Origin of the sequence: Thalassospira lucentensis MCCC 1A00383 = DSM 14000 (genome assembly GCF_000421265.1) — a bacterium.
GTDB classification, from domain to species: domain Bacteria; phylum Pseudomonadota; class Alphaproteobacteria; order Rhodospirillales; family Thalassospiraceae; genus Thalassospira; species Thalassospira lucentensis.
Window position 1 is genome coordinate 191,756 of record NZ_ATWN01000006.1, and the last position, 19,080, is coordinate 210,835.

Annotated in this window: 15 protein-coding genes and 1 riboswitch; of the genes, 10 read left to right on the forward strand and 5 right to left on the reverse strand. The window is 55.8% G+C overall.

The features are described from left to right. Window positions 1–65: 65 nt before the first annotated feature. The 4 genes from purH to K355_RS0113890 form a co-directional block, all read right to left on the reverse strand. Window positions 66–1,643: a bifunctional phosphoribosylaminoimidazolecarboxamide formyltransferase/IMP cyclohydrolase gene (gene purH / locus K355_RS0113870; protein ID WP_022732753.1), complete on the reverse strand. Its 1,578-nt coding sequence runs from the start codon at window positions 1,641–1,643 to the stop codon at window positions 66–68. Between the two features lie 329 nt (window positions 1,644–1,972). Further along, window positions 1,973–3,379 (reverse strand): 2-oxoadipate dioxygenase/decarboxylase HglS, encoded by a 1,407-nt coding sequence (gene hglS / locus K355_RS0113880; RefSeq protein ID WP_022732755.1) that lies wholly within the window; start codon window positions 3,377–3,379, stop codon window positions 1,973–1,975. A 200-nt stretch (window positions 3,380–3,579) separates the two neighbouring features. Further along, window positions 3,580–5,571 (reverse strand): polysaccharide biosynthesis protein, encoded by a 1,992-nt coding sequence (locus tag K355_RS24025; protein ID WP_022732756.1) that lies wholly within the window; start codon window positions 5,569–5,571, stop codon window positions 3,580–3,582. Window positions 5,572–5,703: 132 nt separating this feature from the next. Next, window positions 5,704–6,717 (reverse strand): MraY family glycosyltransferase, encoded by a 1,014-nt coding sequence (locus tag K355_RS0113890; RefSeq protein WP_028791607.1) that lies wholly within the window; start codon window positions 6,715–6,717, stop codon window positions 5,704–5,706. Between the two features lie 243 nt (window positions 6,718–6,960). Between K355_RS0113890 and K355_RS0113895 the strand changes: the two genes are divergently transcribed. The 6 genes from K355_RS0113895 to K355_RS24030 all read left to right on the forward strand — a co-directional run bounded on the left by K355_RS0113895 (window position 6,961) and on the right by K355_RS24030 (window position 13,603). Continuing rightward, on the forward strand, window positions 6,961–8,307 hold the full coding sequence (locus K355_RS0113895) for an RsmB/NOP family class I SAM-dependent RNA methyltransferase (RefSeq protein ID WP_022732758.1): 1,347 nt from the start codon (window positions 6,961–6,963) through the stop codon (window positions 8,305–8,307). A 133-nt stretch (window positions 8,308–8,440) separates the two neighbouring features. Beyond that, entirely contained in the window at window positions 8,441–9,106 is a 666-nt protein-coding gene (gene rpe, locus K355_RS0113900) for a ribulose-phosphate 3-epimerase (RefSeq protein ID WP_022732759.1), read from the forward strand. 176 nt (window positions 9,107–9,282) lie between these two features. Next, window positions 9,283–11,577, forward strand: coding sequence for an FdhF/YdeP family oxidoreductase (locus tag K355_RS0113905; protein ID WP_022732760.1), 2,295 nt, complete (start codon window positions 9,283–9,285; stop codon window positions 11,575–11,577). Continuing rightward, window positions 11,574–11,876 carry a hypothetical protein gene (locus tag K355_RS0113910; RefSeq protein WP_022732761.1) on the forward strand — a complete coding sequence of 101 codons (303 nt, stop codon included), beginning with the start codon at window positions 11,574–11,576 and terminating at the stop codon, window positions 11,874–11,876. Before K355_RS0113905 ends, K355_RS0113910 begins: the two co-directional genes overlap by 4 nt. A gap of 87 nt (window positions 11,877–11,963) precedes the next feature. Then, the gene (locus tag K355_RS0113915) at window positions 11,964–12,284 is read left to right on the forward strand and encodes a helix-turn-helix domain-containing protein (protein ID WP_022732762.1); all 321 of its coding nucleotides are present in this window, start codon (window positions 11,964–11,966) and stop codon (window positions 12,282–12,284) included. Beyond that, complete coding sequence (locus tag K355_RS24030) at window positions 12,281–13,603, forward strand: type II toxin-antitoxin system HipA family toxin (protein ID WP_022732763.1); 1,323 nt, start codon at window positions 12,281–12,283, stop codon at window positions 13,601–13,603. The genes K355_RS0113915 and K355_RS24030 overlap by 4 nt, the downstream gene beginning before the upstream one ends. Window positions 13,604–13,632: 29 nt before the next feature. Here the strand turns inward: K355_RS24030 and K355_RS25940 are convergent, their stop codons facing one another. Beyond that, window positions 13,633–13,896: a DUF1674 domain-containing protein gene (locus tag K355_RS25940; protein WP_022732764.1), complete on the reverse strand. Its 264-nt coding sequence runs from the start codon at window positions 13,894–13,896 to the stop codon at window positions 13,633–13,635. 247 nt (window positions 13,897–14,143) lie between these two features. Here K355_RS25940 and K355_RS0113930 point away from each other — a divergent pair, with 247 nt between their 5' ends. The 4 genes from K355_RS0113930 (at window position 14,144) to K355_RS0113945 (ending at window position 18,912) form a co-directional block, all read left to right on the forward strand. Next, a complete protein-coding gene (locus K355_RS0113930; protein ID WP_022732765.1) occupies window positions 14,144–16,573 on the forward strand; it encodes a Tex family protein in 2,430 nt (809 codons plus the stop codon). 152 nt (window positions 16,574–16,725) lie between these two features. Beyond that, a riboswitch (TPP riboswitch) is annotated at window positions 16,726–16,850 on the forward strand. An 82-nt stretch (window positions 16,851–16,932) separates the two neighbouring features. Beyond that, complete coding sequence (gene thiM, locus K355_RS0113935) at window positions 16,933–17,742, forward strand: hydroxyethylthiazole kinase (RefSeq protein WP_022732766.1); 810 nt, start codon at window positions 16,933–16,935, stop codon at window positions 17,740–17,742. Beyond that, the gene (gene thiE, locus K355_RS0113940) at window positions 17,739–18,386 is read left to right on the forward strand and encodes a thiamine phosphate synthase (RefSeq protein WP_022732767.1); all 648 of its coding nucleotides are present in this window, start codon (window positions 17,739–17,741) and stop codon (window positions 18,384–18,386) included. The genes thiM and thiE overlap by 4 nt, the downstream gene beginning before the upstream one ends. A gap of 220 nt (window positions 18,387–18,606) precedes the next feature. Beyond that, a complete protein-coding gene (locus K355_RS0113945) occupies window positions 18,607–18,912 on the forward strand; it encodes a hypothetical protein (protein ID WP_033368932.1) in 306 nt (101 codons plus the stop codon). The last annotated feature ends 168 nt before the right edge of the window (window positions 18,913–19,080 follow it).

Here is a 19,080-nt window from a genome sequence, read left to right on the forward strand (position 1 = left end):
CCTATCAAAACAAAAACCCCGGGGACGAACCCCGGGGTTTTTTAATGCCAAAATCACCGTCGCACTTAGTGGCGGAAGTGACGCATGCCGGTAAACACCATAGCAATGCCGTGCTCGTCGGCTGCTGCAATGACTTCTTCGTCACGCATCGAACCACCCGGCTGGATCACCGCCGTGGCACCGGCTTTGACCGCTGCCAGAAGACCATCGGCAAACGGGAAGAATGCATCAGATGACACAACCGAACCCTTGGTCCGCACGACATCTTCGCCTGCATTTTTGCTGGCTTCTTCGGCTTTCCACGCGGCAATGCGCGAACTGTCAACGCGGCTCATCTGCCCCGCACCAACACCAACGGTCTTGCCGTCTTTAACATACACAATCGCATTTGATTTGACGTGTTTGCCAACGCGGAAGGCAAACAGAAGGTCATTAAGCTCGGCCTCGGACGGCGTGCGCTTGGTAACGACTTTAAGTTCGTCACGTTTAACCCGACCCGCATCACGGTTCTGAAGCAAATATCCCCCCGCCAGCGAACGCAGCGTCATGTCTTCACCTTCCGGATCGGCCATGCCACCGGTAATAAGAACACGCAAGTTCTTCTTGGACGACAGAACTTCACGGGCGGCATCATCCGCATCCGGGCAAATCACCACTTCGGCAAACAGTTTGGCGATTTCTTCGGCGGTCGCTTTATCAAGGGTCCGGTTGACCGCAATGATACCACCAAAAGCCGACACCGGATCACATGACAGCGCCTTGTGATAGGCATCAATCAGGCTTTCGCCCTCTGCCACACCACACGGATTGGCGTGCTTGATGATGGCAACAGCCGGTTTTTCATCAAATTCGGACACCAGTTCAAACGCGGCATCGGTGTCGTTGAGGTTATTAAACGACAGTTCCTTGCCCTGAAGCTGGGTCGCGGTCGAAACACCCGGACGGTTTTTACCATTGGTGTAAAATGCGGCCTGTTGATGCGGGTTTTCGCCGTAACGAAGGGTTTGCTTCAGTTCGGCAGAAACATTCAAACGCTGCGGGAAGGTTTCACCCAGTTCACCGGCAAACCAGCTTGAAATCGCCGAGTCATAGGCGCCCGTGCGGGCAAATGCCTTGGCGGCCAGAACGCGGCGGGTTTCCGCCGTCGTGGCACCGGCATTGTCGTTCATTTCCGCAACGACGCGGTCATAATCGGACGGATCAACAACAACCGTCACCGACTCATGGTTCTTGGCCGCCGAACGGATCATGCTGGGCCCACCGATATCGATGTTCTCGATGCAGGTATCGAAATCGGCACCCTTGGCAACGGTTTCTTCGAACGGATAAAGGTTCACACACACCAGATCAATCGGCGCAATGTCGTTGTCTTTCATTGCCTGCATATGGCTGGCAAGCGGACGACGGCCCAAAAGGCCCCCATGAATTTTCGGATGAAGCGTTTTAACACGACCATCCATGATTTCAGGAAAACCGGTGTGATCGGCAACTTCCTTAACCGGGATACCGGCCGCTTCAATCGCCTTGGCAGAACCACCGGTCGACAGGATTTCAACACCCTGTTCATGAAGGGATTTGGCAAATTCGACCAGACCGGTCTTGTCGGAAACGGAAATAAGCGCGCGCGCAATACGAGCAGTCATTGGGTTCGCTTTCATGCATCAATATGTGATGAAGGTCGCGGACCCATTGATGATATATCGGCCCAATGCGATACCGTGCTGTATGGCTGCTCGTGCATACCGATGGTATCAATTGCGGGCGAACCGGCCTTTTGGCAGAAACCCGGGCCGACACATGATCAATGAGTCCGAACCATGTTTCGCGCGGACCTTTAGCATGTGCAGCGCAAAAAGTGGACCCCGAATTCTTGCATGGCCGGTTTTATCAAACCGACCGCGACACCTGCCTGGCCCATAAAAAAATGGGGCAGCCCAAAAGCCACCCCGTCCAATCATCGGCAAACATCATATCAGGCGACGTTTTTCTTCAATCCCAATGCATCGAATGCCAGATCAAGTGATCGTTGCTCCGTCGCACCATACAGCATCAATTCGTCCCGGACCGGCGCGCCCAATGCCTGTTCAAACTCATCCTGATTGGAGTGGGTCTGATAATTTTTCTGCGCATCTCCACCAAGATTCGATTGAAAAATACCCGCCGCACTCACAGGCAGGAAATCCTCATAAATGATCGGATCTGCACGCAGATATCCTTGATCAACCAACTCATGCGCCGTTCCCGGCAATTTGCCTTTGCGCGCGGCATCCAAACCGGCCTTGGTCGGGCTGTATTTAAAGAAAGCCAACCCTTCAACCCGAAGCGTTTCATAATCATCGGGGAAGGCAACGAACCGTTCGCAAAGCTCGGTTTCGTAATCGCGCGCATTTGATCCACCGGCATTGATCTGAACAGCCTGCCGGACGGATGCCAAAAGCGTGTCATAGAGCGCCCGCCCCTTGGCCGTCAGGGCAACGCCGCGCTGTTCAATCTCGCCAAAGCGGGCGGTGTGGGTTCCCGGTGTGCCTTTTGGGGTGTCGCCCACGAAATAGACCTGTTCTTCCAGCGCCTTGAAACTGGTTTGGCGCAGAAGGATCGGGCAGTTGCGGGTCGGCGGGCCTTCGACAACCGCCTTGGGTGAAATGCCCCTTTCGGGCATGGCTTTCTGAACCGCATCAATATCCAATGTGCGCGGTGTCAGATGATTGATATGCGGACCTTTGAAACACACCACATCGGCAATCAAACGATGGGCATCATGCATTTTCTGATACGATTCCAGTGATACTGTCGCGTCACTGTGCCAGCGGAATGTTTCAAGCGCCTGGGTCACAAACTGTTCGGCCTGCACCTGCGTCAACCCGCCATTCTTTTCCGCCAGATAAATCAGCTTGATCGCATCGGCGGTGAAAATATCGCGCGCCGCCAAAATCTGCTGGGCGTCATGGCGCAGTTTTTCATCTTCGATCAGTTCAAGCCGCAAAAGGGATGTAAAAACCCGAAACGGATTGCGCCGCAGTGCCGCGTCATCAATCGGACGAAACGCCGTCGAATGAACCGGCACACCCGCCACTGACAGATCATAATAGCCCACCGGATGCATACCCATCACCGCAAACAGGCGCCGCATGGTGAACAGTTCTTCGGGCTTGCCCAGACGGATCGCGCCGTGGCGTTCGACATCCAGTCGATCCAGCTCATCATTGCTTTCCAGCCCTTCACGCAACGCTGCGTTTACCGCAAGGCTGTCCTGATTAACATCGGCCACCAGTTCCAGAAGTGTTCCATATTGCGGCACTTCGGCACGGTACATGTCCGACATGGCGCTGGAAAACATCGAACGGATTTCATCGGGATGGACAAAAGCGTCTGCCGACATGGAGGCCTCCAAAGAACGGGAACGGACTGGAATTTCGGAATGCCTTATCAAAAAGGTCATTCCTGTTTGTCATTTTGATCGCAAGATATTGGCGTAAAACACCCGTGACAAACGACGATTCCGCACGAGTTCATTCGCAATGAGAATGAACTCTTATGAGGCATCCCAAAAAATGGAAAATGGTGTCACTGGAAAGACGACTAGGCCGATCTTCCCGCGGCCTGATCCAGAGTGCTGCCATCCTCGGCAGACGGACCTGTTACAGCTTTGGCGTTATCAGCAAAGATCGATTTAACCCCGATTTCGGGTGGCTGGAATTCCGGCACCAACTGACTGATCAACGCCAAAGTGGCGTGGGTATCGCGACTGGTTGCACTGGTTTCAAGCGCTTCAAACACCTGTTTGATCAGGTCATAATCAACAACCCGTGGGGCGGCCAACATCACACCGTCCGTCTCGGTTGGTTCGGGCGGTTCCGAATCGTGGAACAGTTCTTCATAAAGCTTTTCACCCGGACGCAGGCCGGTGACCTTGATCTCGACATCCTTGCCCGGCTGCAATCCCGACAGCAAGATCATCTGACGCGCAAGATCAACGATTTTGACCGGGCGCCCCATATCAAGAACAAAGATTTTACCGCCTTCTGTCACACCGCGACGGCCAAGTTCAGCCGATTGCAAAACAAGCTCAACCGCCTCGGCAATGGTCATGAAGTAACGTGTGATGCCCTCATGGGTGACGGTCAAGGGCCCCCCGGCTTCAAGCTGGCGCTTAAACAGCGGCACAACCGATCCGGTCGATCCCAACACATTGCCAAACCGCACCGTGACAAACCGCGTAATGCTACGCTGATCTTCGGGCAAGGTTTCAAGTGCCTGACAATAACATTCGGCCAACCGCTTGGACGCGCCCATGACATTGGCCGGATTAACCGCCTTATCGGTTGAAATCAAAACCATCGTCGCAACATTGGCCGCCCGGCAGGCCTCGGCCACATTGCGCGTCCCCAGTGTATTGGTCAGGATACCTTCGTTGGGATTATGTTCGACCAGCGGCACATGCTTATACGCCGCCGCATGGAAAACAATTTCCGGTTTGACGTCATCAAAAACAGTATCAATCCGTGTGCGATCCCGAACGTCACCCAGAACGCTTTCACGTGGCAAGTCCGGGTATTTTTCCGCCATTTCCATATCAATGGCATAGAGATTATATTCCCCGGCATCGACCAATGTCAGGCTGGCCGGGCCATAGGACGCAATCTGGCGCACCAGTTCGGACCCAATCGATCCACCTGCCCCGGTAACAAGCACGCGCCTGCCGCCAATCATGTCGCGGACGCGGTCACGATCCAGACGCGCCTGCGGACGGCCCAGCAAATCCTCAATCGCCACCGGGCGGATTTGCAGCGGATCGGCAAGGCCTTCGCGCAAATCACCCAATTTGGGCAAACGGGCAAACGTCATGCCATATCGGTCGGCAATCTCAAGCCATTTGGCATTGTCAGGATGACGCAGCGCATCACCGGTCAAAACCAAACGGCGCGGCACACCGTGGCGTGATTTTTCAAGTTTCTGAATGGTTTCTTCAAGCTGATCAACCGTCGCCAGCACATCAATATTGTGCATGTTGCGCCCGACACGGCTTTCCGTCAGCGCGACAATCCCAATCACCTTGAACGGGGTGTCGGCAGATCGTTGTGTTTCACGGATGAAGGCTTCTGCTTCGTCCCCGGCCCCGATCAACAGAACCGAAAGACGCCGCGTACCTTGACGCACCAGCGCACGCGCAGTCGATTTATCCTTGGCGATGCGATAGGCCAACCGCGACCCACCCAGCAACGCCATCAACAAAAACCACTGAATAAGCGGCGCAGACCGCGGGATCCAGTCCAGACGCGTCGTCAGGAACAAGACGATAAACAAGACCGCCACGGCAACGCTGACCGCCTTGGCAATCCGTGTCAGATCATTAAGCGACGCATAGCGCCAGATACCGCGATAAAGTCCAAAAAACCAGAAGGATGACGCCGCAATCAGGGTAAACACACCAGCTGAAAACAGGATATTGTCAAAGGCATAAAACTGCACGCCCTCGCCAACCCGCAAATACAATGCCAGCGGGAAAGAAAGTGCGGCCATGACAATGTCATGACCAAAGGCAATATGGCTTCGCTGTAAAATGCGCGACATGCGGTCCCTTACCGGCAATTTTCTGTTTTTATCTGTTTTTAAAGGATACCCGCTTCACCCGAAGACGGATAAGCCTTTCTTTTCGCGCCCACCTGAAAACAAGTCAAGCACTCCGCACAGGCCTGTTTTTACTTACGGTTCCGCACGTCCTTTGACCGGCATGCGCAACATCATGCCCACCAGCCCAAACACCACCATGGCGGCTGCCACAACCCGCATCCAGCCCGGCGTATCAAACTCGGTAAAACACACCGCAATCAACACCAGATTGGTAATCCCGATCATCGCCGAGACGGTCGAATGTTTAAGCCCGCGCTGGGTCGCCTGTTGATAAAAATGCTCACGATGCGCCTGCCAGACCTTTTCGCGGCGAAGGCCACGCTTGATTAAGGTTATGGTCGCATCAAACAGGTAATATGACGGCAAGATAAGCGCGACCGCCCACGCCCCTTCGGCGGCCAGTTGCAACAGAACCCAACCCAGAATAAAGCCAAGCGGGATTGACCCAACATCGCCCAGAAACAACCGGGCCGGATGCCAGTTCCAGATCAGGAACCCCGCCATGATCGATGTGACACCAAGCCCGATATAGCCAAGCCCGATGAACTGCGGCAACGGGATCAACAGGGCGAGGATAAACACACCAAGTCCGATCGACCCGGCCTCAACCCCGGTAATGCCATCAATCCCGTCCATGAAATTAAACAGATTGATGAACCAGACCCACGCCAGCACGACCAAAACATGATCAAGCCAGTCCGGAACGATCCCGCCCAGAACCGGCTTATCCATGGCAAAAACACCAGTGATCACCGCCAGAAACTGACAGGCAAACCGTATCGCTGCGGATAAATCACGCCGGTCATCGAGCCAGCTTAAGACGCCAAGTCCGGCCCCGGCGGCAAGCATCAACCAGGGACCAATATCGCGCACCCCGGTATGGATAAACACCGCCGCCACCAGAACAATCAAAAGCGGGGTCACCGCCAACCCACCGCCACGCGGGGTCGGCACGGCATGACTGGACCGGTGGTTGGGCATGTCCAAAATCGCCTTGCGCCGCAAATACACCAGCACCGCCCACGTCAACAACATGGCACCGATCAGAAAAATACTGGAAAAGGTCGCAAGTCCGGCAAACGTCATCGTTTGGGTGATCCCTTGTTTCGGTCCTGATTGGCCCATGGTTTGCCCGTGGGTTACGACCGGCACGCCATCAGCAGATTGTTGCGTCTGGAGTAGCCGGGACCTGTCCCCATCGCAAGGCTTTTCAACCCGGCATCGTGGTGATTGGCAGGTCAGCCATGCCGACCCAACAGATGCTTGGTGCTTTACACTTGGCTATCGCCGCCTTAACTACAGTCATAACATAAAACCGGAGATACCCCTTTGACTGAACGCCGTTCCCGTCCCGCCCATCGCAATGCATCCCGCCATCCTGCGGTCGAGGCACCCGATCCACGCATGCTGGCGCTAAAAACGCTGCAGGAACTGCGTGGCGGCGAAGTGACACTGGACGAACTTCTGTCAAAGCATGGCTATGGTCTGCCGTCACTGGATCGCAATTACCTGCGCCATTTGCTGGGCACCACATTGCGCCATATGGGCGAAATTGATGCGGTTCTGGCGCCGCGCTATCAACCGCCACAGGACCGGGTTGCCGCCCGCCTGACCAACATCATGCGCCTTGGCGTTGCACAGTTGTTCTTTATGGACACATCCGATTACGGTGCGGTCGACAGCACAGTCAACCTGACCCGCGATGCCGGATTGCATAAATATGTGAAGCTTGTGAATGCGGTCCTGCGCAGTTTGCAGCGCGATGGCTTTGAATGGCCCGAAGGCGTCGAAGACTGGCAGCTTAACATCCCGGCATGGCTGCGCGGATCATGGAAAAAGGCCTATGGTGCCGAAATCGCGCAAGGCATCGCCGAGGCCAGCCTTGGCCACGCCATGCTCGATCTGTCGATCAAGGACCGTTCAGAATCGGAAGATTGGGCCGAACAGGTCGATGGCCTTGTCCTGCCGACCGGATCTGTCCGGCTTGAAAGTGGCCGACGCATTCGCGACCTTCCGGGCTATAAGGACGGCAAATGGTGGGTACAGGATGCGGCAGCCGCCATCCCGGCCACCCTGTTTTCTGCCTATAAAGACAAAACGATCTACGACCTTTGTGCCGCACCGGGTGGCAAAACAATGCAATTGGCGGCCCTTGGCAGCAGCCCGATTGCGGTTGATAAATCCGAAGGCCGCCTCAAACGCGTTTACGAAAACCTTGAACGTGTGGAACTGGGGGCGGCCGTGGTCACCGGGGATGCCACCGATCTGGCTCCTGACACCCCGCCCGCCGATGCGGTGTTGCTCGATGCCCCCTGCTCGGCAACCGGCACCATTCGTCGCCACCCCGATATTTTGTTACGTCAAAACGATAAACTGATGCGATCGCTTTTGCCGATCCAGACCAAACTGCTTAATCAGGCTGACAAGCTTTTGAATGTCGGCGGTGAGTTGATCTATTGCACCTGTTCGCTGCAACCCGAAGAAGGCGAGCATCAGATCAAATCGTTCCTGGCCGACCATCCCAAGTATGAACGCAAACCCATCACCGCCGAAGAACTCGGTGGCTGGGATGAGGCCATCAATGCGGATGGCGAATTGCGCGTTCTGCCGGTCCATATGCAGGAATACGGCGGCATGGATGGCTTTTTCTGTGCGCGACTTGTCAAAAAGGGCTGATTTCGCAGCCAAATGGGCCACCCAACCACAAACAAGGCTGCCATAACCGTCCATTCGGATGACAGGGCGGGTTTTTTGCGTTAAGACAAGCGCCAAATTCCCATATCCCACAGTGTTTCAGGACCCGTGACGCATGACCACGTCGAACATTAAAATTGCCCCTTCGATCCTTTCGGCCGACTTCGCCCAGTTGGGTGTTGATGTCCGTGCGGTTGACGCCGCCGGTGCGGATTACATCCACATTGATGTGATGGACGGCCATTTTGTGCCCAACATCACGATTGGCCCGGACGTGGTCAAGGCGCTGCGCCCGCACAGCGACAAGGTGTTTGACGTGCATCTGATGATCGCCCCGGTCGATCCCTATATCGAAGCCTTCGCCAATGCCGGTTCCGACATCATCACCATCCATGCCGAAGCAGGCCCGCACCTGCATCGCAGCCTGCAACTGATCAAGTCGCTGGGCAAAAAAGCCGGTGTGTCGCTCAATCCGTCAACCCCGGAATCTGTGATTGAATACGTCATGGACATGGTTGATCTGGTGCTGGTCATGACCGTCAATCCGGGCTTTGGTGGTCAGAAATTCATTCCAAGCCAGCTTGAAAAAATCAAACGCATCCGCAAGATGATTGATGCCACCGGGCGCGACATCGACCTTCAAGTCGATGGTGGCGTAAACCCGGAAATCGCACCGCAGGTGATCGAAGCTGGCGCGAATGTTCTGGTCGCAGGCTCGGCCACCTTCAAAGGCGGTCCGGGCGAATACGCCAACAACATCAAGGCAATTCGCGGCGCCTAAGCCACATACACCCTCGCATGTTTTTTATCAGGGCCGGAACCTCATCGTTGGTTTCGGCCCTGATTGCGTTTTATGCGCATTTGAAATCACCGCATAAGGGTTTGATAAATTTTTTCTATCACCCCATTAGGTCTGCATACTTGACCTAATTTGCGTTATCGCAAATAGATGCCCCCATGAATGAAATCTTTATTGGCAAGAAATCATCGGCTGCGGGTGGATGGGGTGCGCTGAAAAGTTGCGGCAAGCAGCTTTTGCAAAGCGGCAGCGCCCTTAGCGGTGCACGCACGATGCTTAAGGCAAATCAGCCCAACGGTTTTGATTGCCCCGGTTGCGCGTGGGGCGATCCCGAGCATGGATCATCGTTTGAGTTTTGCGAAAACGGTGTCAAAGCCGTGTCGTGGGAAGCAACGCAAAAGCGCGCCACACCGGCATTCTTTGCCAACCATACGGTTTCTGAGCTACGCAAGCTTTCCGATTATGAGCTGGAACTGAACGGCCGCCTGACCCACCCGATGCGCTATGACGCGCAAAGCGACACATACCTTCCGGTCGCGTGGGAAGATGCCTTTGCCGAAATTGGGGGCATTCTTAAAAACCTGAATTCCCCCGATCAGGCCGAGTTTTACACATCCGGCCGGGCCAGCAACGAAGCTGCTTATCTCTATCAATTGTTCGTACGCCTTTATGGCACCAACAATTTCCCCGATTGCTCCAACATGTGCCACGAAGCAAGCGGCATTGGCCTGCGTCAGGCAATTGGCGCTGGCAAAGGCACGGTCCTGCTCGAAGATTTCGAAAAGGCAGATGCCATTTTCGTGCTGGGACAAAACCCCGGTACCAACCATCCGCGCATGCTGGGTGATTTGCGCCGGGCCGCCATTCGTGGGGCTGAAATCGTTGTCTTTAACCCGGTCCGTGAACGCGGACTGGAACGGTTTTCCGACCCGCAAGCCAAACTTGAAATGCTGTCAGGCGGATCAACCGACATCGCCAGCCATTATTACCAGCCCCTTCTAGGCGGTGACATGGCCGCCGTGCGCGGCATGAGTAAGGCCGTGTTTGCCGCCGAAGATGCCGCCATCGCAGCTGGCCTTCCGCCCGTGCTTGATCATGATTTCCTTGATGAACATTGCGAAGGCTTTGCCGAGTATCGCGCCACTGTCGACGCCACAAGCTGGGACGAGATCGAAGACCAGTCGGGCCTGTCCCGGCACGACATCGAACAGGCGGCAAATGTGTATATGTCGGCAGAAAAGGTGATTTGCACTTGGGCCATGGGTGTCACCCAGCACCTACATTCCGTGGCCACCATCCGCGAAATTTCCAATTTCATGTTCCTGCGCGGCAATATCGGCAAACCCGGTGCCGGCCTCTGCCCGGTGCGCGGACATTCCAATGTGCAGGGCGACCGCACCGTTGGCATCAACGAAAAACCCGCCGATGCCTTCCTTGATGCACTGGAAAAGGAATTCGGCTTCACCGCACCGCGCAAACACGGCCACAATGTGCTGGGTGCGATTGGCGCGATGCTGGATGGCAGTGCCAAGGCCTTCATCGGGCTTGGCGGCAATTTCGCCCGCGCAACGCCCGACAGCGCACTTGTCGCCAAGGCACTTAAAAACCTGAAACTGACGGTCAACATCGCGACCAAGCCCAATCATTCACATCTGATGCCAGGCGAGGTCAGCTTTATCCTGCCGTGCCTTGGGCGGACCGAAATTGATCTGAATTCAGCCGGTCAGTCACAGGTCGTCAGCGTCGAAGACTCGATGAGTATGGTCCACGGGTCGGCGGGCATCAACCGCCCGGCATCGCCGCATCTATTATCCGAAGTTGGCATTATTGCCGGGATTGCCGAGGCAACCCTTGGCACCCAGACCGTGTCATGGCCTGCCCTTGCCGATGATTACGAACGCATCCGCAGCCATATCGAAGCCACCATTCCGGGCTTTGACGATTACAACACCCGCCTGCGCACGCCACGCGGGTTCCTCCTGCGCAACAGTGCCGCACACCGGGAATGGAACACACCGACCGGCAAGGCCAATTTCTTTGCCGGTACCCTTCCCGCCAGCACGGTGCACCAGCAGGCCCGCACAGCACAAACCCGTTTCGCGCTTCAGACATTCCGTTCGCACGATCAGTACAACACCACCGTTTATGGTCTTGATGACCGCTATCGCGGTGTGTACGGCGGACGCAACGTCATCTTTATCCATCCCGATGATCTTGCATCACTTGGCGCACAATCTGGCGACCGGGTGAATGTCATTGGCGAATATAATGATGGCGTTAAACGCGTTGCGCCTGATTTCCGGTTCGTTTCATACGATATCCCACGCGGCAGCGTTGCGGGCTATTACCCGGAACTGAATGTGCTGGTACCGCTGGGCAGTGCCGGCGATCAAAGCGACACGCCAACATCAAAATCGATCATGGTGTCGTTTCAAAAGGATGCGGCGGCGTGACCGGGACTGTGTCCGACACCGCGCCCGAAACTGCCCCCGAAACCCCGTCCGATAGCGAACAATTCATGGATCTGGTTGCGCGCCTTATCACCGCGCAACCGGAACTCACCCCGATACAGGCGGGCATCATCATCGCAGCAGAGCAAAATATTGCCCGCGACAGCCGCACATTCGCCCGCCTTCTCGGTCTTGCCCATGCGCTTGTCCTGCGCGAGATCACCACACTTTGCGATCAAAACCGCCTGACCATCACCAAACAGGATGCACGCACCCTGCGAACGTTTTACGAGATAATCTGAACCCTAATCTCCTCTGAGCGCAATCATCGTTTGCTAAATAATTGATATAAGAGTATCATTTAAACATGAAATAACGGGTTAATTGATATGGTAATATTACTTGAGTCATTTTCACCAGAACAAAGCGCACGCAATGTCGGGCTCGCGGCCAAGCAATTGCGCCTTTCACAGAACCTGACACGCAAGGACCTGGCCTCACGTGCGGGTGTCCCTGTTCCGACCTTGCGCAAATTCGAAGATACCGGTCTGGCACCGTTCCTGACCGTTATGCGTCTGGCGCACGCGCTCTCTCGCGATGCGGTTCTGGGGGAAATTTTTGCGCCTGCTGATGATCTTCCCAGCAGCATTGACGAAATGCTGGAAAGCGAAAATACCAAGCCCCGCCAACGTGCAAGGCGCAAAACATGACCGATCTTGAACCGTGGAAACTTGGCGCGCCCTTGACCATCACGATGGAAGATGTCGCGACCGGCAAGAATGGCGCCACGTCTTTGCCGATTGGCAGGCTCGCCTGGTCGAGGGAACAGCGCCGCGCGATCTTTGAACCCTCAGCAGAGGCCGTGCGCACCGCCGTCCCCCTTTCCCCGTTCAGCATTGATATAAAATCCGGTGTCAGTGCAGGGGATCACACCGAGTTTGGTGGTCTGCACGGTGTATTTGCTGACAGCTTGCCCGACGGATGGGGTCGTTTGCTTGTCGATCGCGAGGCCGAATCACGCGGCCTGCGCCGCAGCGACCTTACCCCCGTTGACCGACTTGCGATTGTTGGCGTGTCGGGCATGGGCGCTCTTGCATATCGACCGGAAGCCGACCGGCAACAGGACAAGGCCGATATGGACCTGGCCCTTCTTGCCGATGCGGTACAACGCATTCTGGGCGAGGCCCGCGAACCAACCATCGCCGATGCCGTGAAACTCCGTGCGGCCCTTGGCGGTTCTGGCGGTGCCCGTCCGAAAATCGTCTGTCAGATTGCCGAACAGGGCGGGGATAACGCCACATTGCGCCCTGCCAATGCCAAACCCGACCCGGAATTCGGGCACTGGCTTGTAAAATTTGCAACCAAAGAGGACGGCCCATATGCCGCCCAAATCGAACATGCCTATGCCCTGATGGCGGCATCAGCCGGGATCAATATGCCAGAAACACGTTTGGTCAGAGCCAAGGACGGGCGATGTTTTTTTGCCATTCGCCGGTTTGACCGTGACGTGATCAAAACACCCCAAAAGACCGTCTTGCGCCGATGGCATATGCTTTCGGCATCCGGCGCACTCCAAAGCGAACACAGCAAATTCGCCTTTGGCTATGAACTCCTTCTGACATGGGCATGGAAGCTCACCAAAGACCAGATCGCCGTCGAAGAAATGTTTCGCCGTGCGGCCTTTAATGTAATGGCGCATAATCGCGACGATCACGGGCTTCAACATCGTGCAATGCTTGACATGGATGATGCAAAAACGTGGCGATGGCGCGTCTCACCGGCCTATGACCTTACCCCGTCCGATGGACCCGGTGGCGAACACAGCCTGACAATCGCGGGGGCTGGCAAGGACATTACCCGTGATCACCTTATGAAACTTGCCGAACAATCGCCAATTCCGGCAGGCCGGGCAACCACGATCATTGATCAGGTGTCAGAAACTGTCGCGCGCTGGAACGAATTTGCAGAACGCGTCGAGCTTCCCCGCGCACCATGCAACAGCATCACGCAACTCCACAGCATCCTATAGGCCCCGAAAGCACAAAGGCCCATATCCGATCAGAAATCGATACACCGCCCCTTGCTTTCCCAATCGCCAAAGCGGGTGGGTTCCGGGCCTTTCGGGCCGCCGATTTCGCGCTGTTTTGCTGCGGCTTCCTTTGCGGCCTTGGCTTCGGCAAGGGCGTTGATCGCGTCCTGAGACAAGGCCGGGGCCATATCAGCACCCGCGATCTCTTCGTTCTTTTCTTCACTTGTTTTCGGTTCGGCCTTTTCTTTTGGCTCTACCTGATGAATGACGGTCTCGCGAAACTTTCCGGTCATTCGGCTTCTCCTATTTTAGGGCCTGCACCCTGTAATTCACATTTGCCCAAGAAATAGCGTCCTGACCACCGTTGGGCAAGCCTGCGTATGGTGCAGCCGAACCGCGCAAAATGCATGGGATTTCAATCCTTTGGAATCAAACGTGGAATCGTATTCTGGTCTGATGGAAAAATTTGGCGAAAACTGACTCTTTCCGTGTGCCCTCAAAGCCGCTATTTCAGGCATACGAGCAAAACAAGGAGAAACCATGCGTCCAATTCCTCAGCGTATCGCCGAAGAACTTTCGGTTCGCCCCGAACAGGTCATTGCCACCATCGAGATGCTCAATGAAGGTTCGACCGTTCCGTTTATCGCCCGCTACCGCAAAGAAAAAACCGGCGGGCTTGATGACACCCAATTGCGTACGCTGGAAGAACGCCTGAGGTATCTGACCGAACTTGAAAGCCGCCGGTCCTCCGTGCTTGAAAGCATCCGCGAACAGGACAAACTCACCCCCGAGCTTGAAGCCGCCATTAACGAGGCCGACACCAAGACCCGTCTTGAAGATTTGTACCTGCCCTATAAGAAAAAGCGCCGCACCAAGGCCCAGATCGCCCGCGAAGCCGGGCTGGAGCCGCTGGCCGATGGTTTGTTTAGCAACCCGACCCTTGATCCGGAAACCGAGGCGGCAAAATACGTTGACGCGGAAAAAGGCGTCGAGGACACCAAGGCCGCCCTTGATGGCGCGCGCCAAATCCTGATGGAACGCTTTGCCGAGGATGCCGACCTTGTCGCCAAGCTGCGTAACCTTTTGTGGAATGACGGTGAAATCACCGCCAGCGTGATTGAGGGCAAGCAGGCCGAGGGGGCAAAATTCTCCGACTATTTCGAACATTCGGAAAAAGTCAAAACCTGCCCGTCGCACCGCGCACTTGCCCTGTTCAGGGGGCGCAACGAAGACATCCTGCAACTTAAACTGACCTTGGGTGCCGAGGACGAAGCCCGCCCGCGCAGTCAGGCAGGCCGGGCCGAAATCATGATCGCGGCCCACGTCGGGATTGCCGACAAGGGCCGTGCCGCGGATAAATGGCTTGTCGATACCGTGCGCTGGACCTGGCGGGTCAAATTGTCACTGTCGATCGAGCTTGATCTGTTTGGGTCGCTGCGTGACAGTGCTGAAGAAGACGCAATCAAGGTCTTTGCCAATAACCTCAAAGACCTTCTTTTGGCCGCTCCTGCCGGGCAAAAGGCCACCATGGGTCTGGATCCGGGTGTGCGCACCGGGGTCAAGGTTGCCGTGGTGGATGCCACGGGCAAACTGGTCGATACCGCGACGGTTTACCCGTTCCAGCCGCGCAATGATGTCGACGGTGCGATTAACACCATGGCCGCCCTTGCCGCCCGTCATAAGATCGAGTTGATCGCGATTGGCAATGGCACGTTTTCGCGTGAAACCGATGACCTTGCCGGGCAGATGCTTAAACGCTTCCCGGCCCTGACCGCGACCAAGGTCATTGTGAATGAGTCGGGTGCATCGATCTATTCCGCATCGCAATTTGCCGCCGAAGAATTCCCCGATCTCGATGTATCCTTGCGCGGGGCCGCATCAATCGCGCGCCGTTTGCAGGACCCATTGGCCGAACTGGTCAAGATCGAACCAAAATCCATCGGGGTTGGGCAGTATCAGCACGACGTATCGGAAACCAAACTGGCAAAATCGCTCGATGCCGTGGTTGAGGATTGCGTGAACGGGGTGGGTGTTGACCTCAATACCGCATCAATCCCGCTTTTGACCCGTGTGGCGGGGCTTAGCGAAACACTGGCGCGCAATATCGTCGGATATCGCGATTCAAACGGCGCATTCCAGTCGCGTACAGACCTTAAAAAGGTCGAACGTCTTGGTCCCAAGGCGTTTGAACAATGTGCGGGCTTCTTGCGCATTCGCGGGGCCACCAACCCGCTCGATGCATCTGCCGTTCACCCGGAAGCCTATCCGCTGGTCAAAAAGATCGGCGCACAGGCTTCAAAATCGCTTGCCGATCTGATTGGCGATTCGGCCTTTATCAAAACGCTGCGCGCCGAAGATTACGCCGACGAGACATTCGGTGTGCCAACCATCCGCGACATCATTGCCGAGCTGGACAAACCCGGCCGTGACCCGCGCCCGGAATTCAAGACCGCCAAATTCACCGATGGTGTCAATGAAATCAAGGACCTGAAAGCAGGTATGAAGCTTGAAGGAACCGTCACCAACGTCACCAATTTCGGCGCATTTGTCGATATTGGCGTGCATCAGGATGGCTTGGTCCATATTTCCCAACTGGCCGACAAATTTGTCGAAGACCCCCGTCAGGTGGTCAAGGCCGGTCAGATCGTTTCGGTCACTGTGATGGAAGTCGACGCGCCGCGTAAACGCATCGGGCTGTCGATGAAATCGGCGCCGGATTACGAAGGCACACGCGAACGCCGAAATGACAGCCAAGCCGCCGCCCCACGTGGCGGGCAGGCACATTCAGGCACCCGCCCCAACCACAATCGCGGCAATACTGGTGGCGCTGGTGGTGCTGGTGGCGGACATAATGCACGCGGAAATTCTGCGCGGAATTCTGCTGGTGGATCATCTTCTGGGTCATCTGGCGGCGACGCTGGTGGTGCGATGGCCGCAGCCCTGAAGGCCGCGATGGAACGCCGTAAATAGGCACTGCGCATACGCGCACCCCGCGTTCTAATCGGAATATAAAAGGCGGCGGGATATGGCATACACCATCCCGCCGCCTTTTTTACGGCATTCGGATATAACGCACCATACATAGGGCGAATTGACACAAAGCACGGAAAAACCCATGTTGCAGGTTCACCAAGGGGAGCCTCGACAGGAGGCTGAGAAACTGCCCCGTGCAATCAAAGCACATGCGCAGTGACCCGTTGAACCTGATCCAGTTCATACTGGCGTAGGGACGGTGCGAACGTTGCCAACATTTTAAACAACGTTCTCCATCATTCCGACTTCGAACTGGGTCTCCAACGCTGCGACACAAGACGCATTGGAGCCTCGATATGACGACCGACCTTACCCAAACCACAACCGATCTTTATGAACGCATGCGTGCGACCAATCCATTGGTCCAGTGCATCACCAATTATGTTGCGATGAACTACGCCGCCAATGTCTTGCTGGCGGCGGGTGCCTCCCCCGCCATGGTCCATACGCCCGAAGAATCCGGTGAATTTGCCGCCATCGCCAGTGCATTGACCGTCAATATCGGCACCCTGTCGCCCAACTGGGTTGAAGGCATGATTGCCGCGGCAAAATCGGCCAATGATGCAGGCAAACCATGGGTGCTTGATCCGGTCGCGCATTTTGCAACCGGATATCGTCAGGGCACCACAACCGAACTCCTGAAACTCAACCCCACCATCATTCGCGGCAATGCATCGGAAATCATCGCCCTTGGCGGCGGACAAAGTGCCGGTCAGGGTGTCGATAGTGGCGATCCGGTCGAACAGGCCGAAGACGCCGCACGCACCCTTGCCACCGCGCAAAAGGCGATTGTGGCCGTCACCGGCGAGGTTGATTTCGTTACCGATGGCACGCGGTCGGTGCGCATTGCCGGTGGATCGGACCTGATGCCAAAAATCACCGCCATGGGCTGTGCGCTAACCGCCCTTACCGGCGCCTATGTCGCCATTGCGCCGGATCAGGCGTTTGAAGCCACCGTTGCCGCCCTTGCCAATTTTGCCGTTGCAGGCGAAATCGCCGCCCAATCGGCAAACGGCCCGGCATCGTTCATGATCGCCTTTGTCGACGGGCTCTACACCCTTGATGCTCCAACCTTTAAAGCCAACGCCCGGATCACTGCCCAATGAAGACCTTTGACCTTTCGCTGTATCTGGTTCTCGACCCTGATCTGTGCCGGACCCATTCGATGGTTGAAACCACCATGGCCGCAATCGCCGGTGGGGCAACGATTGTTCAGCTGCGCGACAAGAAAGTCGGCACCGAGGGCCTGATCCGGATCGGACGGGAATTGATGGATGCCATGGCGGGCAGCGGTGTGCCGTTGATTGTGAATGACGATATCGATGCGGCCATCGCGATTGGCGCCGATGGGCTTCATGTTGGTCAGGATGACATGCCGTCACGAACCGCCCGCGAACGTCTTGGCCGCGACAAGATCATCGGCCTTTCAATTGAAAATGAAGCCGTCGCCCGCAAAGTTGACCCGGCGATTGTCGATTATGTCGGCGTCGGCCCTGTCTTTGCCACCGCGACCAAACCCGATCACAAACCCGCCATCGGCTTTGACGGTTTGGCGCAGCTGATCAAGATTGCCAAACTGCCATCCGTTGCCATTGGTGGACTTAAACAGGATCATGTCGATCCGGTTTTTGCCGCCGGGGCCGACGGGCTTGCCGTGGTATCGGCCATTTGCGGGCAACCTGATCCCGAGGCCGCAGCACATAAAATCGCAACCGAAATTATGGCCACAAAGTCGGCATTGACCCCTTGAAATCTGGCGAATGTGCCATGTGACCCAAAGATATTTGCATGATTCTGCCCAATGCCCGTTTCCGTAAATGGTTGCGGGCATTGAATGTTTTGGTCCATGCATGGCTGCCCATCGTCCAAAGCACGAACCGGCACGGAAATGCCTCAATTGCGCCGCGAATTCTTCTGCTTCGGGGGGCATCTTTGGGGCATGGAAAATGCACAAACGCGCGAGGGATATCATGTTGAAATCTTTGCGTAGCAAACCGGTTGCCATTGCCCTCGCCTCTATCTTCATGGGCGCGACAGCCGCCTTGGCTGCAATCAAGATCGCCCCGAAACCGACGACAGACAGTGTGACCGTCTATTCGGAAATACCCCAGGGTCAGGTGATTCTAAGCCATCAGGACGGCACGATTGCCTTTAATCGAAATTGCAAAAGATTCCCCTGTCAGCTTGATATCTCATCGCTGTCAAAGGGTGAATACGATGTCATGATCCGCAATGGCACCGACATCCAGCAAATGGTCGCCTTGTACAAGGAATAATTTACAAGGAATAATTCCCGATCAACCCGATGGTGGCATCGTCCCCGTCCCCATCCCCATCCCCGATGCCGGGTGGAAAATTTGCACTCTTTCGGGAACGTTTTTCCATCTGACAAGTTCATCATACAGGGTTGGACAATCGCCCGTTGCCACACGCGACATTGCATT